20 protein-coding genes are annotated in these 21044 nt (G+C 70.8%); 14 read left to right on the top strand and 6 right to left on the bottom strand.

Translation table 11 applies throughout. The annotated features are described in order from the left end of the window. Positions 1–56: 56 nt before the first annotated feature. The 4 genes from AC1M14_RS14185 to AC1M14_RS14170 all read right to left on the bottom strand — a co-directional run bounded on the left by AC1M14_RS14185 (position 57) and on the right by AC1M14_RS14170 (position 3905). Positions 57–665: a response regulator transcription factor gene (locus tag AC1M14_RS14185; protein ID WP_479729855.1), complete on the bottom strand. Its 609-nt coding sequence runs from the start codon at positions 663–665 to the stop codon at positions 57–59. Further along, on the bottom strand, positions 658–2121 hold the full coding sequence (locus AC1M14_RS14180) for a sensor histidine kinase (RefSeq protein WP_479729854.1): 1464 nt from the start codon (positions 2119–2121) through the stop codon (positions 658–660). Before AC1M14_RS14180 ends, AC1M14_RS14185 begins: the two co-directional genes overlap by 8 nt. A gap of 62 nt (positions 2122–2183) precedes the next feature. Beyond that, positions 2184–3344 (bottom strand): HPP family protein, encoded by a 1161-nt coding sequence (locus AC1M14_RS14175; RefSeq protein ID WP_479729853.1) that lies wholly within the window; start codon positions 3342–3344, stop codon positions 2184–2186. Between the two features lie 102 nt (positions 3345–3446). After that, the gene (locus AC1M14_RS14170; RefSeq protein ID WP_246842384.1) at positions 3447–3905 is read right to left on the bottom strand and encodes a MarR family winged helix-turn-helix transcriptional regulator; all 459 of its coding nucleotides are present in this window, start codon (positions 3903–3905) and stop codon (positions 3447–3449) included. Between the two features lie 81 nt (positions 3906–3986). Here AC1M14_RS14170 and AC1M14_RS14165 point away from each other — a divergent pair, with 81 nt between their 5' ends. Continuing rightward, positions 3987–5774 (top strand): chloride channel protein, encoded by a 1788-nt coding sequence (locus AC1M14_RS14165; protein WP_479729852.1) that lies wholly within the window; start codon positions 3987–3989, stop codon positions 5772–5774. Between the two features lie 13 nt (positions 5775–5787). On the opposite strand, the gene AC1M14_RS14160 is transcribed toward AC1M14_RS14165, so the two are convergent. Further along, on the bottom strand, positions 5788–6675 hold the full coding sequence (locus AC1M14_RS14160) for a LysR family transcriptional regulator (protein WP_209166568.1): 888 nt from the start codon (positions 6673–6675) through the stop codon (positions 5788–5790). Between the two features lie 130 nt (positions 6676–6805). Between AC1M14_RS14160 and argC the strand changes: the two genes are divergently transcribed. Beyond that, positions 6806–7738 carry an N-acetyl-gamma-glutamyl-phosphate reductase gene (gene argC / locus AC1M14_RS14155; protein WP_102771070.1) on the top strand — a complete coding sequence of 311 codons (933 nt, stop codon included), beginning with the start codon at positions 6806–6808 and terminating at the stop codon, positions 7736–7738. Positions 7739–7783: 45 nt separating this feature from the next. Here argC and AC1M14_RS14150 read toward each other — a convergent pair whose 3' ends face one another. After that, positions 7784–8548, bottom strand: a complete 765-nt coding sequence (locus AC1M14_RS14150; protein WP_168202121.1) for an IclR family transcriptional regulator — start codon at positions 8546–8548, stop codon at positions 7784–7786. Positions 8549–8764: 216 nt separating this feature from the next. Here AC1M14_RS14150 and AC1M14_RS14145 point away from each other — a divergent pair, with 216 nt between their 5' ends. The 12 genes from AC1M14_RS14145 to AC1M14_RS14090 all read left to right on the top strand — a co-directional run bounded on the left by AC1M14_RS14145 (position 8765) and on the right by AC1M14_RS14090 (position 21038). Continuing rightward, positions 8765–10315 carry an acetolactate synthase large subunit gene (locus AC1M14_RS14145; RefSeq protein ID WP_479731806.1) on the top strand — a complete coding sequence of 517 codons (1551 nt, stop codon included), beginning with the start codon at positions 8765–8767 and terminating at the stop codon, positions 10313–10315. A gap of 43 nt (positions 10316–10358) precedes the next feature. Continuing rightward, entirely contained in the window at positions 10359–11153 is a 795-nt protein-coding gene (locus tag AC1M14_RS14140; RefSeq protein ID WP_111825210.1) for an SDR family NAD(P)-dependent oxidoreductase, read from the top strand. A 28-nt stretch (positions 11154–11181) separates the two neighbouring features. Continuing rightward, positions 11182–12219 carry a WD40/YVTN/BNR-like repeat-containing protein gene (locus tag AC1M14_RS14135; protein ID WP_479729851.1) on the top strand — a complete coding sequence of 346 codons (1038 nt, stop codon included), beginning with the start codon at positions 11182–11184 and terminating at the stop codon, positions 12217–12219. Positions 12220–12235: 16 nt separating this feature from the next. Further along, positions 12236–12730 (top strand): VOC family protein, encoded by a 495-nt coding sequence (locus AC1M14_RS14130; protein WP_102771074.1) that lies wholly within the window; start codon positions 12236–12238, stop codon positions 12728–12730. 47 nt (positions 12731–12777) lie between these two features. Further along, positions 12778–13380 (top strand): amino acid synthesis family protein, encoded by a 603-nt coding sequence (locus AC1M14_RS14125; protein ID WP_111825208.1) that lies wholly within the window; start codon positions 12778–12780, stop codon positions 13378–13380. A gap of 13 nt (positions 13381–13393) precedes the next feature. Then, positions 13394–14236, top strand: a complete 843-nt coding sequence (locus AC1M14_RS14120) for an alpha/beta fold hydrolase (protein ID WP_209166573.1) — start codon at positions 13394–13396, stop codon at positions 14234–14236. Positions 14237–14280: 44 nt separating this feature from the next. Next, positions 14281–15972, top strand: coding sequence for a bifunctional 3-(3-hydroxy-phenyl)propionate/3-hydroxycinnamic acid hydroxylase (locus AC1M14_RS14115; RefSeq protein WP_479729850.1), 1692 nt, complete (start codon positions 14281–14283; stop codon positions 15970–15972). Then, positions 15969–17549, top strand: a complete 1581-nt coding sequence (locus tag AC1M14_RS14110; protein ID WP_479729849.1) for a sulfatase-like hydrolase/transferase — start codon at positions 15969–15971, stop codon at positions 17547–17549. Before AC1M14_RS14115 ends, AC1M14_RS14110 begins: the two co-directional genes overlap by 4 nt. A gap of 68 nt (positions 17550–17617) precedes the next feature. Then, positions 17618–18580, top strand: a complete 963-nt coding sequence (locus AC1M14_RS14105; protein ID WP_479729848.1) for a Bug family tripartite tricarboxylate transporter substrate binding protein — start codon at positions 17618–17620, stop codon at positions 18578–18580. Positions 18581–18686: 106 nt separating this feature from the next. Then, entirely contained in the window at positions 18687–19478 is a 792-nt protein-coding gene (locus AC1M14_RS14100) for an amino acid ABC transporter substrate-binding protein (RefSeq protein ID WP_479729847.1), read from the top strand. 131 nt (positions 19479–19609) lie between these two features. Continuing rightward, positions 19610–20263, top strand: coding sequence for an amino acid ABC transporter permease (locus AC1M14_RS14095; RefSeq protein ID WP_102771080.1), 654 nt, complete (start codon positions 19610–19612; stop codon positions 20261–20263). Positions 20264–20285: 22 nt separating this feature from the next. Then, entirely contained in the window at positions 20286–21038 is a 753-nt protein-coding gene (locus AC1M14_RS14090; protein ID WP_111825204.1) for an amino acid ABC transporter ATP-binding protein, read from the top strand. Positions 21039–21044: the final 6 nt, after the last annotated feature.

Below are 21044 nucleotides of genomic sequence, written 5' to 3'. Positions count from 1 at the left end.
CGGTAGCCGGTCGGTTACGCTGGCGGCTCCGTAGGGCTACGGAGGCCGCCGGGCGGTCAGCCCAGCAGCACGGCGTATTCGCGGATCAGCGCGGCCAGGGTGTCGGCCTCGAGCTTGGCGAACACATTGGCGCGGTAGGTTTCGACGGTGCGCGGCGACAGGTCGAACTCGCGCGCGATCTCCTTGTTGCTCAGGCCCTGCACGATGCGTTCCAGTACTTCGCGCTCGCGCCCGGACAGGCGCTCCAGCCGCTCCTGCGCGGCCTGCGTCAAGGCGAGTTTCTCGCGGCTGGCGATATGGGTGCGCACGGCGGCCTGCACCGCGTCCAGGAACACGTCGTCGTCCACCGGCTTTTGCAGGAATTCCATGGCGCCGCCCTTGAAGGCGCGGCGGCACAGGTCGACGTTGGCGTGGCCGGTGAGCATGACCACCGGCAGGTCGGATTGCGCCGCCAGCCGGCTCAGCACGTCCAGGCCGCTGATGCCGGGCATGCGGATGTCGAGCACCACGCAGCCGATGGACTGCGGCGTCAGCGCCGCCAGAAAAGCCTGGGGATCGGCATGGCCCTCGCTGCGCAGGCCCACGCTGCGCAACAGCAGCGCCAGCCCGTCGCGCACCGCGTCGTCGTCGTCGACCAGATACACCAGCGGAGATTGTTCAAGCATGGGAGATTCCTGTGGCGGCCGGCGCGCCGCCCGCCAGCGGCAGGCTGAGCGTGAAGCAGGCGCCGGCCGGGCTGAGGTTGCGCGCGGCGATGCGGCCGTCCATGGCGCCGGCCAGGGTCTCGCACAGCGCCAGGCCCAGGCCCATGCCTTGCGGCCGGGTGGTATAGAACGGCGCGAACAGGCGCGGCAGCGCGTCGGCGGCGATGCCCGGGCCGGTGTCGCTGACGCTGAACAGATAGCTGGCGCCGTCGGCGCGGCCCTCCAGCGCGATGTGGCGCGCGCCGTCCGCGCCGGCCAGCGCGTCGGCGGCGTTCTGGACCAGGTTGTGCAGGATCTGCTCCAGCGCGACGCGGTCGCCCAGCGGCCGCGCGCCGGGGCTGGCGTTGCGCCACGTCAGCCTGATGCTCTGGCCGGCGAGTTCGGGCTCGCGCAGAAAGCGCAGCGAGGCCACCAGCGCGTCCGGGTCCAGGGCTTCGCGCCGCCCCGGCGAACTGGGCCGCACCAGCGCGCGCATGCGGCTGATGATGTCGGCGGCGCGCTTGGCCTGTTCGGCGCTGGCCAGCAGCGCGCGGCGCACCGCGGGGCGCTCTTCTTCGTCGTCCAGCAGCCGTTCGGCGGCGCGGGTCTGCGCCAGGATGGCGGTCAGCGGCTGGTTCAGTTCATGGGCGATGCCGGCGGCCATCTCGCCCAGCGCGCCCAGCCGGGCCATCGCGCCCAGCCGCAGCTGTTCCTGGCGGCGGCGGGCCTCGGCGCGCGAGCGCTGCCAGGCCACGGCGCCGGCCACCAGCAAGGCGCTGGCCACGGCCCAGGCGAGCCATGCGGTCCAGGGCCAGGTGTCGGGCGTCAGGCGGCGCTCGCTGCGCATCGTGAAGGGCTGGCTGGCCGCGCCCAGCGGCTTCTGCAACGCGAGCCGCCAGCCGGGCGCGCCGCCTTCGGGCTGCTTGTCCAGCAGGCGCAGCGGCGCGGCGCCCACGGTCAGCGTCAGGTTGGCCAGCCCCGGCGGGAAGTCGGCCGCCGGCACCAGTTGGCGCGCATCGAGCAGCAGGCTCCAGCCGGACGGCGCCGCCAGCCAGTAGCGCGCATCGTCCACGGGCAGCGTCACCGGGCGCTGCATCTGGCGCGCGCGCCCGATCGCCTCGGGCAGGCCATCTGGCGCGGCCATGCTGCCGCGCCAGACGCCGTCGTGCAGATGGCCCAGGCCCAGCAGCTGCGGCATGGCCGGCTGCAGGCTGGGGTAGAGCCGTTCGGGGGCGGGAGGATGGGACAGGGCGGCCAGCGTGGCGAGCACGGCTTCGTGCTGCACCGTCTTCTGGCTCAGCATGCGCTGCGCCACGCTGGTGTTCTGCAGAAAGCGTTCGTGCTGGTCCGTGTATTCCTGCCGGCCGATCCAGACGGCGCCGAGACAGAACAGGACCAGCCAGCAGAGTAGGGCGCCGGAGCGCGAAAGAGGTTTCACGCCTGGATTATGCCCTGCGCGCGCGGCCGGCAGGCATCCGTAGGGCTACGGAGACGCGGCGCTCAGGCCGCCAGCCTGCCCAGGCGCGGATCGTCGGCCTGGGTGCCGGCGGACACGGCGATCTGGTAGAGCGCGGCCACCAGGTCCGACTGGCTTACCAGCCCGACCAGGTCGCGCGACTCGTCCAGCACCGGCACGCAGTGCAGGCCGTCGGACATCGGGCGCGCGAGTTCGATGACGGGCAGGCCCGGCGTGGCGAAGGGCACTTCGCTGTGCATGCAGTCCGCGACCGCCAGGTCCGGCACGCCGGTTGCGTCGGCGGCCACGCTGGCCAGCCGGTTGCGGCGCGCCAGCACGTCGCCCTGGGCGATCATGCCGGCATAGCGGCCGTTCTCGTCCAGCACCGGCAGGGCCTGCACGCGGTGCTTGTCGAACAGGCGCACGGCGTAATCCAGCGGATCGTGGGCGCGCACCGTGACCACGTCGCGCGACATGATGTCGGCGCAGCGCACGTCGCCGTAGCGGCGCACGCTGGCGCGCAGCTCGGCGGCCAGCACGATTTCCTCCAGGTCTTCCTTGCGGATGTCCAGCAGTTCGCCGCGCTGGTTCAGCGCCTCGTCCAGGTCGTGCAGGCTGAAGCCCAGCCGCGCGCTGGGCGCCGGATCGCGGGTGCTGTGGGCGCCGGCCGCGTCGATGTGGCGGCGCGGGTAGTTGCGCTTTAGCGCGCCGTTGAAGACCACGGCGATGCACAGCAGGATGAGGGAATTCAGGGCCACCGGCCACAGCGCGAAGCCGTAGCCCAGCTTGGCCACGGGCGGGCCGCCCAGCACCGCGGTCAGCGCCACCGCGCCGCTGGGCGGATGCAGGCAGCGCAGCGAGAACATGGCGCCGATGGACAGGGCCACGGCGGCCGCGGCCGCCAGGCCGGGCAGGGGAATGAACTGGGCGCAGAACACGCCGATCAGCGCGGCGATGAGATTGCCGGCCATCAGCGACCAGGGCTGGGCCAGCGGGCTGGCGGGGGCGGCGAAGAGCAGCACGGCGGACGCGCCCATCGGCGCGATGAACCAGGGGCTGGCCGATCCCAGCGCATGCCGGCCCACCCATTCCGTGCAGAACAGGCCCAGCAGCGCGCCCACCGCGCCAAACAGCTTTTCGCGCCCATTGACGCCCACCGGCGCTGGCGCGAACGCTCCCAGCCAGCGCATGAAACCCACACCCACTGCTCTCTCCAAGCGACTCCGATTATGTCGCGGGGCGATAATTTATCACGCAGGGCGTTGCGGTGCAGCATAAGCTTATGCCGCGCGGAGCAGGACCGAGATTCAGGCCTGGTCCGGCTCTTCGCCGATGCGCGCGAGCAGGCGGGTCAGCAGCGGCCGCATGGCGCGCAGCTCTTCCAGATGGGCGGCGGAAAGGTCTTCCAGCAGGCGTTCGGCCTTGGCCGTGAGCACGACCTCGACGCGGCGGCCGTCCTGCGGGTCCGGTTCGCGGCTGACCAGGTCGAGCCGCGCCAGCCGCCCCACCAGTTCGGCGGCGGTATGCGGCCGGATCAGCAGGCGTTCGGCGATTTCGCCCACATACAGGCCGCGGCGGCCCGGGGCGGCCGAACGCGCGCCCTTGATGGCCAGCAGGGCCTGGTGCTGCTGCGGCATCAGGTCCAGGCGGGCGGCGGCGCCTTCGCTGAAGACCGAGAAGCGGCGCAGCGCGTAGCGGAAGTCGGACAGCAGTTCGTAGTCTGCCGCGGACAGCGTGGCGGGGGGCGGGGGGGCAGATTGATTCACATGTTAGATTCTAATATATATCGTGATACGATATATTGATTTTCCGCAAATTCACGCGGATCTCTTTTCCCTTTTTCCAACATGCCCGCCAATTCCGCTTCCGCCCGGGCCGCGCTGCGCCTGGGCGATTTCACCACCGACAGACGCGTCGTACTGCTGATGGGCCTGGCCATTCCGGTCGGCCTGGCCAGCGTGGCCGCCGCATGGGTGCTGCTGCGCCTGATCGCGCTGTGCACCAACCTGGCCTACCACGGCCTGTTTTCCTTCGCCGACCTGCCGATCACGGACGGGCGGCTGGGGCCGGCCTCGGTCGCGATTCCGGTCGCCGGTTGCCTGATCATCGGCCTGATGGCGCGCTACGGCTCGGAGAAGATACGCGGTCACGGCATACCGGAGGCGATGGAGGCCATTCTGATCGGCAAGAGCCGCATCCAGCCCAAGGTGGCGGTGCTGAAGCCAGTGTCCTCGGCCGTGTCCATCGGCACGGGCGGGCCGTTCGGGGCCGAAGGCCCCATCATCATGACGGGCGGCGCGATCGGATCGCTGCTGGCCCAGACCATTCACCTGGACGACGGCGAGCGCAAGACGCTGCTGGTGGCCGGCGCGGCCGCCGGCATGACGGCGATTTTCTCCACGCCGCTGGCGGCGGTGCTGCTGGCGGTGGAATTGCTGCTTTTCGAATGGAAGCCGCGCAGCTTCCTGCCCGTGGCGGTGGCCGCGCTGGTCGCCGCGGCCACGCGCGCCTATCTGCTCGACGCCGGGCCGATCTTCGCCTACGCCGGCACGCTGCCGTTCACGCCTGCGCATCTGGCCGCCTGCGCGGCGGTCGGCGTGCTGGCCGGGCTGGGTTCGGGCGTGCTGACCTCGATGGTCTATGCCGCCGAAGACCTGTTCGAAAAACTGCCGCTGCACTGGATGTGGTGGCCGGCCCTGGGCGGGCTGGCGATCGGCATCGGCGGTCTGATCGACCCGGCCGCGCTGGGCGTGGGCTACGACAATATCCGCCACCTGCTCGCCGGCGACCTGGCCCTGCAGGCCGTGTTGCTGCTGCTGGTGGTCAAGGTGCTGATCTGGTCGATCGCGCTGGGGTCGGGCACCTCGGGCGGGGTGCTGGCCCCGCTGCTGATCTTCGGCGGCGCGCTGGGCGCGCTGGCCACGCCGCTGCTGCCGCAGGCCGACGCCGGCTTCTGGGCGCTGCTGGGCATGGCCGCGATGATGGGCGGCACCATGCGCGCGCCGCTGACGGCCACGCTGTTCGCGGTGGAACTGACCGGCGACGTGGGCGCGCTGCTGCCGGTGCTGGCAGCCTGCGTGTTCGCCTACGGGGCCACGGTGCTGCTGCTCAAGCGCTCCATCCTGACCGAGAAAATCGCGCGCCGCGGCCACCACATCAGCCGCGAATACCGCGTCGATCCCTTCGACCTGCTGCGCGTGCGCGACGTGATGACGTCGCCGGTGCAGACCCTGCCGCAGGACTGGACCGTGGCGCAGGCGATCGAGCATTTCACGACCGCTCAGCCGGTGCATACCAGCTATCCGGTGCTGGACGCCGACGGGCAGGTGGTGGGCGAGGTGACCCGCGCCGACACCCTGGCCTGGGCGCTGGACGGCGGGCTGCATGCGCAGACCCTGGGCACGGCCTTGCAGGGCCGCGAGCTGGTCTATGGCTATCCCGAGGAACTGGCCAGCCAGATCGCCGACCGCATGGCCTTGTCGGGCGCGGGCCGGGTGCCCATCCTGGACCGCGCCAGCGGCCGGCTGGTCGGCATCGTGGGCCGCAAGGACCTGTTCCGCTCGCGCGCGCGCCGGCTGCGCGAGGAAAGCCAGCGCACGGCGTACTTCCGCCGGCCGCCCCCCGCCGGCGCCTGAGGCGGGCGTTGCGCTAACGCGCCGCGCGCAATTCCCACAACACGTCCAGCACGTGCCGGGTGGCCTGTTCCACGCTTCCGGCACGGTGCGCGATGCCCAGCGGACGCCACAGCGCGGGCCGCAGCGGGCGCATCGCGATGCGCGGATCGGGCTGTGGCGCGGTGGCCTCGTGCGGCAGCAGCGTGGCGCCGTAGCCGGCCGCCACCAGGCTTTTGATCGCGTCGTTGTAGTTGAGCTGGATGCGCGGGCGCGGGTGCAGGCCGGCGGCCGCGAACCATTCGGTGGTCTGGCGCGAGAGCCGCGTGCTGGCGTCATTCAGGATGAGCGGCCGCTCGGCCAGCCAGGCCGGCGCGATGCGGGCCGGCGCGCGCCAGCCGGCCGGCAGGAAGGCCATGATCGGGTCGCGCCGCCACGGCCGCAGCACCAGGCCGTCCAGCGGCGGCTGGGGCAGGGCCACCAGCCCCACGTCCAGCGTGCCGTCGGCCAGGCGCTGCAGGGTTTCCTGCGAAGTCAGCACCGCGACCTGCACGTCGATGCCGGGGTGGTTGCGTCCCAGCGATTCCAGCGCCTGCGGCAGCAGATGGGCGATGGCGCCGGTGGAGGCGCCCAGCCGCACGCGTCCGGCCAGCCCCTGCACCTGGCGCTGCACGTCGTCGAGCGCCTGGTCGGCTTCGGCCAGCAGGCGGCGCGCGCGTTCCAGCAGGGTTTCGCCGATGGCGGTGGGCCGGACCTGGCCGCGCTTGCGGGTCAGCAGCGGCGCGCCGATGCGCGCCTCCAGGTCGGCCACGTGCAGGCTGACGGTGGGCGGGGCCAGGTACAGGGCGCGGGCCGCCTGCGCAAAGGAGCCCAGGTCGGCGATGGCGACCAGAGTGCGAAGCCGGTCCAGGCTGATGGCGCGCATGATGGTGAAGTTTCCGTCGTTCAGTAAAGCTGAATCAGACGATCATGATATTCGACTTTTGTTATCCAGCCTCGCGGCCGATGATAGAGCCTTATTCCGCCATCCTCTCCTGCTACGGGAAACCCGCGACATGACCCAACCTCTAGTTTTCATCGACGGCGACCAGGGCACCACCGGCCTGCAGATCCACGAGCGCCTGCACGGACGCGCCGACCTGCGGCTGCTGACCCTGCCCGAGGCCGAACGCAAGAATCCGCAGCGCCGCGCCGAGGCGATCAACGCCTGCGACGTCGCCATTCTGTGCCTGCCCGACGAGCCGGCGCGCCAGGCCGTGGCGGCGATCGCCAACCCGGCGGTGCGGGTCATCGACGCCAGCTCGGCGCATCGCACCGACGCCGGCTGGGTCTACGGTTTCCCGGAAATGAACGCCGAGCAGGCCGGCCTGATCGCCCAGGCGCGGCGCGTGAGCAATCCGGGCTGCTATCCCACCGGCGCCATCGCGCTGCTGGGGCCGCTGGTGCGCGCCGGCCTGGTGCCGGCCGACTATCCCGTGGCCGTGCACGCGGTGTCGGGCTATTCGGGCGGCGGACGCGCCAGCGTGCAGGCCTACGAAGATCCGGACGGACCGCGGGGCCCGGCGTTCCAGCTCTATGGCCTGGGCCTGGCGCACAAGCACACGCCGGAAATCCAGCGGCACGCCGGCCTGACGCAGCGGCCCGTGTTCGTGCCGGCCTACGGCGCGTTCCGCCAGGGCATCGTGCTGACCGTGCCGCTGCAGCTGCGGCTGCTGGCGCCGGGCGTGGACGCCGCGCGGCTGCACGATTGCCTGCAGGGCCATTACGCGCAAGCGGCCCACGTGCAGGTGGTGGCGCCCGAAGAAGCCGCCGGCCATACCCACCTGGACCCGCAGGCCTTGAACGGCACCAACGACCTGCGCCTGGCGGTCTACGGCAACGCGCAGCACGGCCAGGTCCTGCTGACCGCGGTGTTCGACAACCTGGGCAAGGGCGCCTCGGGCGCGGCGGTGCAGAACCTGGACCTGATGCTGGCGGCGATGCGCTAGTTCGGCGCCCCGATCGCGTCCAGGCGCTGCGCCAGCGCCGCCAGTTCAGGCCGCATGCTGCAGCGGGGCCGGCGCCTGGGCGATGCGGCGCGTGATCTCGGCGGCCGCGCCGCACACCAGTCCGGCCAGATAGTCTTCGCGGAACGCCGCGAAGGCGGGCTGCGACCCGATCAGCGTGATGCTGCCCAGCACGTGGTTTTCTTCATCGAAGATCGGCGCGGCGATGCCGGTCTTGCCGGAATCCAGCTCTCCCGAGCTGATGCAGTAGCCGGCCTTGCGCACTTGCAGCATGAGGCGCGAAAAGGCCTTCCAGTCGCGCGCCAGGCGCTGCATGTCCGGCGCATCCGCATGTTCGTCGTAGACGCGGCGCAGGGGCCGCGGGCCGAGATTGGCCAGGATCACGCGCGCCGTCGCGCTGCGCAGCAGCGGCATGTAGCGCCCGCGGCCGAAGTTCAGGGCCTGGGTGTTGCGGCCGGCCTGCTGGTGCACGTTGATGACCTTGTCGTCGTAGCGCTCGCTGAGCAGCACGTCCAGCCCGGTCTGGGCGGACATTTCCTCGATCAGGTCGCGGCTCAGCGTGAGCATGGGGTCGTACTCCCGCATCTGCAGGTCCAGCGCGATGATGCGCGGGCCCAGCGCATAGCCGGCGGGCAGGCGCACCAGCAGCCCGCAGGCGCATAGCTCGCGGACATAGCGGTAGGCGGTGGCCGGCGCGTAGCCGCGCAGCCGGCAGATGGCTTCCACATCCAGGACCGGCCGTTCGGGCTGAAAAAGATCCAGGACATCGAGCATGCGGCGAAGACTGTTCATGGGTGTAAGCGGTGATGGGAAGACTTGCGGTGAGGGTGCACCAAGGGACGCGGATTGGCAAATCGGCCTCGCGCGGCCCGCGCACGCGTGCTTATAGGCCAACATCGATTGTTCATCAAATAGATAATCTTAATGGGTTGAGTCGCATCAAACGGCCAAAAAGAATTGCAGAATTATCAAATTACGATAAAGTAGCAATCAAAGGAGGCTGAAATGATGACTGGAGCTAAAGCCCTGCTGGAGGCCCTGCGCGAGCAGGGCGTGGAACTGTGTTTCGCCAACCCCGGCACGACCGAGCTGGATCTGGTGCGCGCGCTGGAGGAGGTGCCGGGCATGCGCTGCGTGATCGGCCTTCAGGAAAACGTGTGCACCGGCGCGGCCGACGGCTACGGCCGCCTGGCCGGCAAGCCCGCCGCCACGTTGCTGCACCTGGGGCCGGGATTCGCCAACGGCATCGCCAACCTGCACAACGCGCGCCGCGCCCGCACGCCCATCGTCAACGTCATCGGCGACCACGCCAGCTGGCACCTGGACTGCGACGCGCCGCTTACCTCGGACATCGAGTCGCTGGCGCGCCCGGTCTCGGGCTGGGTGCGGCGCATCGCCTCGGCGCAGGACGCCGCCCGCGACGCCGGCGAGGCGGTCGCGGCCAGCCTGGCCCGCGGCGGCCAGGGCGCGACGCTGATCTTTCCGGCCGACTTCCAGGCCGAGAACCTGGACGGCCAGGCCGCGCCGGCTCCGGCCGCGGCCGTTGCGGACCGGGCGGACGACGATTTCGACGCCGTCGCCGTCTGGCGCCGCCTGAGCGCGGCGCGGCGTCCGCTGTTCCTGCTGGGAGGGGGCGGGCCGGACAGCGGCCTGGGCCGCCGCGCGCAGATCGCCGCGGCGCGGCTTTGCGCCGCACTGGGCGGCTCGGCCTACGCCGAGACGTTTCCGGCCCGCTCCGAGCGCGGCCGGGGGCTGCCGGATTTCGACCGCCTGCCTTATTTTCCCGAGCCCGCCCGGGCGGCGCTGGACGCGGCCGACCTGGTGGTGCTGGCCGGCGCGCTGCCGCCGGTGACGTACTTCGGCTACCCCGGCCACCCGAGCCGGCTGGTGCCGGCCGAGCGGCTGCTGACGCTGGCCGCGCCGGGCGGCGACGCCGCCTCGCGCCTGGAGGCGCTGGCCGAGCTGGCGGGCGCGCCCGCGTTCGAGCCGGCCGACGCCTTGCTGCCGCAGCCCGCCGCCGGCGCGCTCACACCGCAATCCATCGCGGCGGTGGTGGCGCGCGCGCTGCCCGAGCAGGCCATCGTGTCGGTGGAGGGCGGCACCTGCGGCTATCCCCTGTACGCGGCCTCGGCCGGCGCGGCCCCGCACACGGTGCTGACCAATACCGGCGGCGCGATCGGACAGGGCCTGCCGGTCGCCATGGGCGCGGCCATCGCCTGCCCGGATCGCCGCGTGGTGGCGCTGCTGTCCGACGGCAGCACGCAATACACGATCCAGGCGCTGTGGTCGCTGGCGCGCGAAAACCTGCCGGTCACGGTGCTGATCGCCGCCAATCACCAGTACGCCATCCTGCGCAACGAACTGCGCCGCGGCGGCGCGGCGCTGGGCGAGCGCGCCGCCGCAATGACCGCGCTGGACGCCCCCCGCATCGACTGGGTGGGGCTGGCCGCCAGCTACGGCGTGCCGGCAAGCCGCGCCGCGACTTCCGAAGCCCTGGCCGAACAACTGGAACAGGCGCTGCGGCGTCCGGGTCCCGCCCTGATCGAGATGGCGCTGTAGGCGCCGCTCCCTCTCTCTATCTATACACAAGGAGCAAGACGCGATGGATTTGCAACTCAAGGGGAAAGTCGCCGTGGTCACGGGCGGCAGCCTGGGCATCGGACGGGCGGTGAGCGAAGCGCTGGCGGCCGAAGGGGTGCGGGTGGCCATCGTGGCCCGCCGCCAGGCGCAGCTGGACGAAGTCGCCGCCGAGATCACCCGCGCCAGCGGCGTGGAGGTGCGGGGCTTCGCCGCCGACGTGTCCGACACCGCCCAGGTCGACGCGATGATGCAGCAGGTGGCCGCCCATTTCGGCCGCATCGACATCCTGGTCAACGGCGCCGCGCATCCGGGCGGGCTGGTGCGCAGCGAGATCGACGAGGCCGATCCCGAAGGCCTGCTGGAAGACATCAACATCAAGGTCGTGGGCTACATGCGCTGCGCCAAGGCCGCCGCGCCCCACATGCGCCGCGGCGGCTACGGCCGCATCGTCAACATCGGCGGGCTGACCGGGCGCGGCAGCAAGCAGCTCTCCGGCATGCGCAACGTCGCCATCTGCCACCTGACCAAGACGCTGTCGGACCAGCTCGGCCCGGACGGCATCACTGTCAACGTAATCCATCCGGGCGTGGTCGAGACCCCGCACATCCATGAGCTGTACGCAAAGGAAGCCGCCAAACAGGGGCTGACCGCCGCGCAGGTGGAGGCCAACTACGCGAAGGCCACGCCCATACGCCGCGTGCTGCAGCCGGCCGAGATCGCCGACGCCGTGCTGTTCCTGGCATCGCCGCGCGCCGGCGCGATCACCGGCGAGTCGCTGGGCGTTGACGGCGGCATCACGCGCGGCATTTTTCTTTGACCGGCAAGCGCCGGATAGGAGTCTGGATATGCAAGGCACGATACTGGTCGGCACGGCCGGCCAAGGAATATTGCGCAGCGTGGACGACGGCGCCACCTGGCACCGCCTGGGCCTGAAGGAAGCCATCGAGTTCGACGGTACGGTGCGCAGCCTGGCCGTGGACCCGGCCGACCCGCGCCGCGTGTTCGCCGGCGCCGACGCCGGCCTGTGCATCAGCACCGACGGCGGCGCGCATTTCGCCCGGGTGGACTCGCCCATGAACGGCATGACGGTCTGGGCCATCGCGATCGATCCGTCCGACCCCCGGCGCATGTACGCCGGCACCGGCGCGCCCTCGCGCGCCGCCATGTTCCGTTCGGTCGACGGCGGCGCCAGCTGGCAGCGCCTGTCGCCCGAGCTGCCCGAGTTCTGCCGCGGCGTGAATCGTCCGCGCATTCTTTCCGTCTGCGTGGACCCGGACGACGGCCGCGAAGTCTGGTTCGGCGTCGAGGAGGGCGGGCTATGGCGCAGCCGCGACGGCGGCGACACCTGGCTGCGCGTGGACCAGGAGGACGGCGCCATCGCCAACCCCGACATCCATTGCGTGGCCATCCTGCCGGCCACGGCCGCCGCGCCCAAGACTGCGATGGTGCTGAGCGTGAACTCGGTCTACGTGAGCGAGGACGACGGCGGGCATTGGGAGGGCGCGGCCTCCAAGTCGCGCTTCGACGGCATGTATTACACCCGCACGGTGCAGGCCCTGCCGGGCGCGCCCGATACGCTGCTGCTGGCCATCGGCGACGGCACGCCGGGCACGCGCAGCCGCATCTACCTGTCGGACGACCGCGGCCGCAACTGGCGGCCGGCCCTGCTGCACACGGCGCCCAACTCCACCTTCTGGGCCTTCGGCGTGCATGCCGCCGACCCCGGGCTGGCGTTCGCCGGCACCAAGTACGGCCACCTGTTCCGCTCCACCGACGGCGGGCGCAGCTGGTTCAAGGAGTGGCGCGACTTCAGCGAGATCACGGCGGTGGCCTGGACGCCGCACGTCGCGCCGGTCACGGCGCATCCCCAGTCCATCAACTGAACGCACGGAGACCGCCATGTCCAACTCCGCCCTCGCGCCGGCCGAGCGCCGCCCGCGCATTGCGCGCACCCACCTGGCCCTGTTCGTGCGGGACCCGTTCGCCTCGGCGTCCTGGTACGAATCCGTGCTGGGCATGCAGGAGACCGCGCGCGGCGAGCAATGGGTGTTCCTGTCCTTCGGCCGCAAGCACCACGATATCGCGCTGATCAAGGCGCCGCAGGAAGAGGGCGGCGCCGCGCCGGCGCGCGGCCCCATCAACATGCAGCACTACGGCCTGGAGATCGAGGGCGACGTCGACGAGCTGCGCCGGCTCTACGGCATGTTGCTGGCCAAGGGCGTGGACGTGGTGAAGATCACCGACCACAAGGTGGGCTACGGCGTGTACTTCACCGACCCGGACGGCCACCGCTTCGAATTCTTCTGCGAGACCGTGCACGGCGACGAGGCGGGCAAGCGCGTGCTGCACGAGCACAACGCCCCCAGCGTCCCCATGACGCTCGATCCGCTGTAGGCGCCGCCGCAGGTCCCCATTCCGATTCCCAATTCACTGGAGCATCCATGAACACCCCCAACTTCGGCCCCTACCGCATCCGCAAGTGGTATCTGCAAGTCGAGGACACGCTGGCCACCGAGACCGGCGAGCCGGCCGACGGCGCGCCGCTGCGCAAGATCGTCATCGCCGCCGTGCTGCACAACCCGTACGCGGGACGCTTCGAGCGCGACCTGTCGGCCTACGTCGAGCCCTCGGGCATGCTGGGCGAGGAGTTCGGCCGCCGCATCATCGAGGCAGCCGGCGGCCAGCCGCTGGAAAGCTACGGCAAGGCCTGCGTCGTGGGCGCCGATGGCGAATACGAGCACGGCAATGCGCTGCTGACCACGGTGTTCGCCGAGCCGGTGCGCGCGGCCCTGGGCGGCGGCAAGGCCTGGGTGCCCTCGACCGGCAAGCGCGGCGGCCCCGGCGCCGTGGTCGACATTCCGCTGGCGCACAAGGACGCGCTCTACGTGCGCTCGCACTACGACACCGTGACCGCGCTGTTCGCCGACGCGCCCAACCGCGACGAAGTGCTGATCGCCTTCGCGTTCGCGACCCGCGGCCGCCTGCACGCGCGCCTGGGCGGCCTGGCGGCCAGCGAGATCGCGGGCCAGGACGGCCTTTGCTGAAAGGGGCGCAGCCATGCAACGCCGCGACTCCGACATCGCCGTCAACGGCCTGAGCCTGCGCCTGACCGAATGGGGGCCGCGGGACGGCCGCCCGCTGTTCATGCTGCACGGCATCCGCGGCTATGCCGAAACCTTCGCCGGCATCGCCCGGGCGCTGCAGCCGGAGTTCCGCGTGCTGGCCTATGACCAGCGCGGCCGCGGCGCCAGCGACTGGGACCCGGCGCGCAACTATTACACCGACGCCTACGTGGCGGACCTGGCCGGCGTGGCCGACGCGCTGGGCCTGGAGCGCTTCGACCTGCTGGGCCACTCGATGGGCGGCATCGCCGCGATCGTGTTCGCGGCGGCCCATCCGCGGCGCGTGCGCCGCCTGGTGGTCGAGGACGCGGGCCCGGCGGCGTACGAAGGCAGCGCGGGCGCGGCCCGCATCCAGCGCGAACTGCGCGAGACGCCCGAATCTTTCGCCGACATCGGCGCGGCGCGCGAGTACCTGCGGGCGCTGCGGCCCAGCGTGCCGGAGGCCGCGCGCGAGGAACGGCTGCGGCACATGCTCAAGCCGGACGGGGCGGGCGGCTGGACCTGGCGCCACGACCATGCCGGCATCGCGGCGACCCGGCTCGATCCCGATCCGGCGCGCGTGGTGGACCTGTGGCCGCCGGTCGCGGCGCTGGCCTGTCCGACCCTGGTGCTGCGGGGCGGGCGGTCCGACTACCTGCAGGCGGCCACCGCCCGCGACATGGCGGCGCGCAATCCGAACGTGGCCTGGACCGAGATCGCCGGGGCCGGCCACTACATCCACGACGATCAGCCGGACGCCTTCGCGCAGGCGGTGGGCGAATTCCTGCGGCGCGCCTGAGCAGGGCGCGCGCGCATACGACAAGAAACCAAGGGAGAGCCGACATGGCGCATATCGAAGAAGTGCCGGTGCTGGTGGTGGGCGCCGGGCCGGTGGGCGTGACGCTGGCCAATCTGCTGGGCAGCTACGGCGTGGCCACGCGGGTGCTGGAGCGCAACGCCGACGTGCTGGACTATCCGCGCGCCGTCGGCCTGGACGACGAGGCCATGCGCACTTTCCAGAGCGCCGGCCTGGCCGACGAGATGCTGCGCGACATGATCCAGAACGTGCCCATGCGCATGTACACGCGGACCAAGCGCTGCTTCGCCGAAATCCTGCCGGCCACGCGCGAATTCGGCTGGTACCGCCGCAACCTGTTCTCGCAGCCGCTGGGCGAACGCACCCTGCGCGCGGGCCTGCGGCGCTTTCCGCACGTGGCCCTGGAACTGGGTACGGAACTGCTGGCGCTGGACCAGGACGCCCACGGCGTCACGGCGCGGGTGCGCGGGGCCGACGGCGCCGAGCGCGAGATCCGCGCGCAATACCTGCTGGCCGCCGACGGCGGGCGCAGCACGGTGCGCGAGCGCCTGCTGAAGCTGCCGTTCGACGGCAACACCCATCCGCGCAAGTGGGTGGTCATCGAGTGCGACCAGGACCCGCTGGACGCGCCCTATACGGCGCTGCATTGCGAGCCGCGTCGTCCCTACGTCTGCCTGCGCCTGCCGTATGGCCTGCGGCGCTGGGAATTCATGCTGTTCCCGGGCGAGGACAGCGAACAGATCCTGCAGCCCGAAAAAGTGCAGGAGCTGCTGCGCCACCACGTGGCCGATCCGAGCCGGCTCAACGTCATCCGCGCGCGGGTCTACACCCACAATTCGCGGGTGGCGCGCAGCTTCGTCAACGGCCGCGTCTGCCTGGCGGGCGACGCCGCCCACCTCACGCCGCCGTGGATCGGCCAGGGCCTGAACGCCGGCCTGCGCGACGCGTTCAACCTGGCCTGGAAGGTGGCCTGGATCGTGCAGGGCCGGCTCGATCCGGCCGCGCTGCAGAGCTACCACGACGAACGCCACGCCCACGCCCGCGCCATGATTTCGCTGGCCGACATGTTCGGCGCCATGCTGTCGCAGACCAACCCGGCGCTGGCCGCGCTGCGCGACGCCTTTTTCATGTCGATCCGCAAGATCCCGCGCATCCGGGACTACGTGCTGCAGATGAAGTTCAAGCCCATGCCGCGCTACAGCCGCGGCGTTGTGGGCGACAGCGCCGACCGCGTCCAGCGCGAATGCATCGGCCGCATGTTCATCCAGCCGCTGGTCGAGACCGAGGACGGGGCCACCCGCCGCATGGACGAGGCGCTGGGCACCGGCTTCGCCCTGCTGGGCTGGCGCTGGGACCCGCGCGCGGCGCTGACGCCGGCGCTGCGCGCGCAGCTCGACAGGCTGGGGTGCCGCTACGTGGCCGCGCAGCGAGCCCGCAGCGGCTGCGCGCCGGACGAGGCCCAGGCCGGGCCGCTGCCGGTGCTGCAGGACACCGAGAACGCGCTGCATTTCTGGTTCCAGCGCACCGGCGCCGACTGGGTGCTGCTGCGGCCGGACCGCTATGTCGCGGCGCTGGGACGGCGCGAGGATGCCGCCGCGCTGCTGGGCCAGTTCGCCGCCCGCTTCGTGCCGGGCGGCGCGCCCGCGCCCGCCGAGCCGGCGCAGGCCGCCGGCCTGGCCTGCGCCGCGGCGGCGGCGCTGACCGGAGCGCAGCCATGAGCGCCGGCGCACGCACGGTCCGCAACGTGCTCTTCATCATGTGCGACCAGCTGCGCGCCGATCATCTGTCCTGCTATGGCGGGGCCGGCGCGCTGCGCACGCCGAACATCGACCGGCTGGCGGGCATGGGCGTGCAGTACGACCGAGCCTACGTCACCTCGGCCGTCTGCGGCCCGTCGCGCGCTTCGTACTACACCGGCCGCTATCCGCTGTCGCACCGGGTCACCTGGAACCGCGTGCCGCATCCGGTGGACGAGTGGTGCCTGGGCGAGTACCTGGCCCAGTCCGGCCGCGCGCTGCACCTGCTGGGCAAGACCCATTTCGTGCCCGACCGCGCCGGGCTGCGCGCCAAGGGCTATGCGGCCGAGGACGAACAGCGCTTCCTGCAGGGCGGATTCGTGCCGCTGGAGCGCTACGACGGCCACTTCGAACTGGCCGAGAACAGCGCGTACCGCCGCTACCTGCGCGAGCGCGGCTACGACAGCGAACGGCCCTGGGAAGACTACGTCATCGGCAGCCTCGGCCCGGACGGCGCCCCGGCCAGCGGCTGGCTGATGCGCAACGCGCCGCTGCCGGCCCGGGTGGACGCGGCCGATTCCGAAACCGCCTACCTGACCGACCGCGCGCTGCAGTTCATGCAGGAGCAGGGCGACGCGCCGTGGGCGCTGCACCTGTCCTACATCAAGCCGCATTGGCCGTACAAGGCGCCGGCCCCGTACCACGCGCTGTACGGGCCGGAAGACTGCCCGCCGCCGGTGCGCTCGCGGGCCGAGCGCGAACGGCCCCATCCGGTGCATGGCGCCTACCAGCGCCTGGAAGAATCCGTATCGTTCGCGCGCGACGAGGTCTGGCGCGGAGTGCGTCCGGTCTACATGGGGCTGGTCAAGCAGATCGACGACCAGATCGGCCGGGTGCTGGACTTCCTGGAGCGCAGCGGCAGGCTGCGCGACACGCTGATCCTGTTCACCTCGGATCACGGCGACCACCTGGGCGACCACTGGCTGGGCGAGAAGGAATACTTTTTCGAGAGCGCCATGCGCGTGCCTTGCCTGGTCTACGACCCCACGGCGCAGGCCGACGCCAGCCGCGGGCGGCGCAGCGACGCCTTCGTCGAGTGCATCGATATCGTGCCCACGGTGCTGGACGCGCTGGGCCTGCCGCCCGAGCGTCACCGCATCGAGGGCCGCTCGCTGGTGCCGGACATCCGCGGCGGACAGCCCGAGGCGCCGGCCCGCGAGTACGTGGTGGGCAGCCTGGACTACGCCTACCGCGAGGCGCGCCTGTTCCTGGGACGCGGCACGCGCGAGTGCACCGGCCTGATGGTGCGCGACGAACGCTACAAGTACCTGCACTGGCAGGGCTATCCGGCCCAGCTGTTCGACCTGCGCGACGACCCGGGCGAACTGCGCGACCTGGGCGCCGACCCGGGCATGGCGCCGGTCGTCGCCCGCATGAGGGCGGCGCTGCTGGACTGGCACGAAGGCCTGAAACGCCGGGCCAGCGAGACCGACGCCGAGGTCTGTGCGCGCACGCACGCGCACGAACGGATGATGGGCATACTGATCGGCCGCTGGTGAAGCGCGCCGGTCTGATCTAGGGTTTCTACACAAGGGGAAGTGCCATGGGATCGCCGTATCGCTGTTGTTTGCAAGCTGTATTGTGGGCCTCGCTCGCATTGACGTCCGCCGGGCCGGCCGCGGCCCAGGGCTGGCCGTCGGACACCGTCAAAATCGTGGTGCCGTATCCGCCGGGCACCGAGCCGGACGTGCTGGCGCGCGACCTGGGCAACCGGCTCTTCAAGCAGAGCGGCCAGACCGTGATCGTGGAGAACCGGCCCGGCGCCAACGCCATCATCGGCAGCGACTACGTCGCCCGCGCCGCGGCCGACGGCAACACGCTGCTGATGATCGACCGGCTGGCGCTGGAGACCAATCCTTTCCTGTACGCCAAGGTGCCGTACCGCTGGCAGGAGGACTTCAAGCCGGTCACCGACCTGGGCCAGGTGCAGCTGTACGTGGCGGTCAGCGACGCCTTTCCGGCCAAGACCTACCGCGAATTCATCGACTACGCCCGCGCCAACCCGCAGCGCATCAACGTGGGCACCGGCGGGCAGGGCCACGTGAACCACCTGGGCATGGCCATGCTGGCGCGCGCCGAAGGCGTGCAGTTCACCTACGTGCCGTTCAAGGGCGTGGCGCCGGCGATGACGGCGGTCATGGCCGGCGACGTGGACAGCGTGATGGCCGGCGGCCTGGCGGTGGCCGAGCAGTACAAGGCCGGCAAGATCCGCGTGCTGGTGGCGGGCTCGCCGCAACGGGCCGCCATGATGCCGGACGTGCCGACGCTGGAGGAGGCCGGCGGCAAGCCCGGCAGCATTCCGTCGACGGTGTTCTCGCTGTTCGTCCCCGGCAAGACGCCGGACGCCCTGGTGGCGCGGATCAACCAGGCCGTGACCGCGGTCACGGCCGAGCCGGATTTCCGCAAGACCTACGAGGCGCGCGGCCTGCAGGTGCTGGGCTCCGCCCCGCAGGCGACCCTGGAAGCCATGAAGGCGGAAGCCGCCCGCTACCAGGCCCTGATCGAGGCCGCCGGCATCCGCAAGGACTGAAACGGCGGGCCTGCGGGCGCGCGGCGCGCAAGAGGATAAAATACCGGCTCGCGGCTTTAACCGGCCCCCGGTTTTCTCCATTCCTGCGCCCCGCGCGCCCATAAGCATGAAAAAACTGACTGCACTGCTTCTCGTGTCCGCCACCGCGATGCTCACCGCCTGCGGCCCTGGCGACAATACGCCCAAGGCCGACGCGCAGGCGTCCGCCGCCGCCAAGAAGGTCGTCGTCGGCCTGGACGACAACTTCCCGCCCATGGGCTTTCGGGATGCGAACAACCAGATCGTCGGTTTCGACATCGACATGGCCAAGGAAGCCAGCAAGCGCCTGGGCATGGAAGTCGAGTTCAAGCCGATCGACTGGAGCGCCAAGGAAGCCGAGCTCAACGGCAAGCGCGTCGACGTGCTGTGGAACGGCCTGACCATCACCGAGGAGCGCAAGAAGAACATCAGCTTCACCTCCCCGTACATGGCCAACCACCAGATCATCATCGTGGGCAACGCCTCGCCGGTGAAGCTCAAGGCCGACCTGGCCGGCAAGGTCGTCGGCGCCCAGGACGGCAGCAGCGCCACGGACGCCATCGCCAAGGACCCGGTCGCCGCGCAGATCAAGGAAGTCAAGAAGTTCGGCGATAACGTCACGGCCCTGATGGACCTGGCCGCCGGCCGCCTCGACGCCATCGTCGTCGACGAAGTGGTGGGCCGCTACCTCATCAGCAAGCGCGCCGGCGAATACCGCGTGCTGGACGAGAACTTCGGCACCGAAGACTACGGCGTCGGCGTGCGCAAGGACGACACCGAACTGCTGGCCAAGCTGAACCAGACGCTGGACTCGATGAAGCAGGACGGCACCGCCGGCCGCATCGCCACCCAGTGGTTCGGCGCCAACATCATCAAGTAAGCGGCCTGGGGCGCCTGCGGCCAGCCGGCCCGGGCGTCCCGCCGAGTTTTCCGCAGCCCGCCGCAGCGCCGTCGCGCGCCAGGCGGGCTTGCTCATGAATCCCTGTTGCCCTGGCGGCGCGAACCCACTGCATGGACTACGTACTCTCCCTATTGGGGCCATTGGCGGAAGGCGCGAAAGTGACCTTGACGCTGTTCTTCATCACGCTGGCGCTGGCCGTGCCCCTGGGGCTGGTGCTGGCGCTGGCGCGGATATCCAAATGGAAGCTGCTTAGCCGCCTGGTCAACGGCTACATCTGGCTCATGCGCGGCACCCCGCTGATGCTGCAGATGCTGTTCATCTATTTCGCGCTGCCGTTCGTGCCCGTGGTGGGCGTGCGCCTGCCGGACTTTCCCGCCGCGGTCGTGGCCTTCGCGCTCAACTACGCCGCCTATTTCGCCGAGATCTTCCGCGCCGGCATCCTGTCGGTGGACCGCGGCCAGTACGAGGGCAGCAAGGTGCTGGGCATGACCTACCTGCAGACCCTGCGCCGCATCGTGCTGCCGCAGATGGTGCAGCGGGTGCTGCCGCCCATGAGCAACGAGACCATCACGCTGGTCAAGGACACCTCGCTCATCTACGTGCTGGCGCTCAACGACATCCTGCGCACCGCGCGCGGCATCGTGCAGCGCGACTTCACGACCTCGCCGTTCCTGGTCGCCGCCGCCTTCTATCTCATCATGACGCTGGTCCTGACTTGGTTCTTCCAGCATATGGAAAAGCGCTATGCCAAATACGACCAGTAATCCGACGTCCGGACGCCCCGTCATGATCGAGGCGCGCGACATCGTCAAATCCTTCGGTCCGCACCGCGTGCTGGACCGCGTATCCCTGACCCTGGGCCAGGGCGAAGTGGTGGCGGTGATCGGCCCGTCCGGTTCGGGCAAGAGCACCTTTCTGCGCTGCCTGAACCACCTGGAAACCATAGACGAAGGCAGCATTGAGATCGAGGGCGAATCCATGGCCCGCGCGGTCGAAGGCGGGCGCAGCCAGTACGCCGGCGACGCCGACGTGCGCCGCATCTGCCGCAAGATGGGCATGGTGTTCCAGTCGTTCAACCTGTTCCCGCACATGACCGTGCTGCAGAACGTGATCGAGGCGCCCATCACCGTCAAGGGCATGGCGCGCGCCGACATCGTGCCCAAGGCCGAGGCGCTGCTGCGCAAGGTCGGCCTGCTGAACAAGCGCGACAACTATCCGGGGCGGCTGTCCGGCGGCCAGAAGCAGCGCGTGGCCATCGCCCGCGCGCTGGCGATGGAACCGGACATCATGCTGTTCGACGAGCCCACTTCGGCGCTGGACCCGGAACTCACCGGCGAGGTGCTGCGCACCATGAAGCAGCTGGCCGACGAACGCATGACCATGCTGGTCGTCACCCACGAAATGGGTTTCGCGCGTGAAGTCGCGCACCGCGTGATCTTCATGGACGAAGGCCGCATCATCGAAGAAGCGCCCTCGGCCGAATTCTTCAGCGCCCCGCGCCAGGCCCGCAGCCGCGAATTCCTCGCGCACATGCTGTAGGCCCCG

It is taken from the genome of Achromobacter sp. SX5, assembly GCF_056711425.1.
This window is presented reverse-complemented; position numbering and strand designations above follow the sequence as displayed.

Bases quoted from the DNA above. Each gene is read 5' to 3' on its own strand.
- AC1M14_RS14110 (WP_479729849.1), top strand. From the start codon at position 15,969: ATGAGCGCCGGCGCACGCACGGTCCGCAACGTGCTCTTCATCATGTGC.
- AC1M14_RS14160 (WP_209166568.1), bottom strand. From the start codon at position 6,675: ATGCGCGCCATCAGCCTGGACCGGCTTCGCACTCTGGTCGCCATCGCC.
- AC1M14_RS14115 (WP_479729850.1), top strand. From the start codon at position 14,281: ATGGCGCATATCGAAGAAGTGCCGGTGCTGGTGGTGGGCGCCGGGCCG.
- AC1M14_RS14120 (WP_209166573.1), top strand. From the start codon at position 13,394: ATGCAACGCCGCGACTCCGACATCGCCGTCAACGGCCTGAGCCTGCGC.
- AC1M14_RS14135 (WP_479729851.1), top strand. From the start codon at position 11,182: ATGCAAGGCACGATACTGGTCGGCACGGCCGGCCAAGGAATATTGCGC.
- AC1M14_RS14145 (WP_479731806.1), top strand. From the start codon at position 8,765: ATGACTGGAGCTAAAGCCCTGCTGGAGGCCCTGCGCGAGCAGGGCGTG.
- AC1M14_RS14185 (WP_479729855.1), bottom strand. From the start codon at position 665: ATGCTTGAACAATCTCCGCTGGTGTATCTGGTCGACGACGACGACGCG.
- argC (WP_102771070.1), top strand. From the start codon at position 6,806: ATGACCCAACCTCTAGTTTTCATCGACGGCGACCAGGGCACCACCGGC.
- AC1M14_RS14150 (WP_168202121.1), bottom strand. From the start codon at position 8,548: ATGAACAGTCTTCGCCGCATGCTCGATGTCCTGGATCTTTTTCAGCCC.
- AC1M14_RS14125 (WP_111825208.1), top strand. From the start codon at position 12,778: ATGAACACCCCCAACTTCGGCCCCTACCGCATCCGCAAGTGGTATCTG.
- AC1M14_RS14095 (WP_102771080.1), top strand. From the start codon at position 19,610: ATGGACTACGTACTCTCCCTATTGGGGCCATTGGCGGAAGGCGCGAAA.
- AC1M14_RS14165 (WP_479729852.1), top strand. From the start codon at position 3,987: ATGCCCGCCAATTCCGCTTCCGCCCGGGCCGCGCTGCGCCTGGGCGAT.
- AC1M14_RS14100 (WP_479729847.1), top strand. From the start codon at position 18,687: ATGAAAAAACTGACTGCACTGCTTCTCGTGTCCGCCACCGCGATGCTC.
- AC1M14_RS14130 (WP_102771074.1), top strand. From the start codon at position 12,236: ATGTCCAACTCCGCCCTCGCGCCGGCCGAGCGCCGCCCGCGCATTGCG.
- AC1M14_RS14140 (WP_111825210.1), top strand. From the start codon at position 10,359: ATGGATTTGCAACTCAAGGGGAAAGTCGCCGTGGTCACGGGCGGCAGC.
- AC1M14_RS14090 (WP_111825204.1), top strand. From the start codon at position 20,286: ATGATCGAGGCGCGCGACATCGTCAAATCCTTCGGTCCGCACCGCGTG.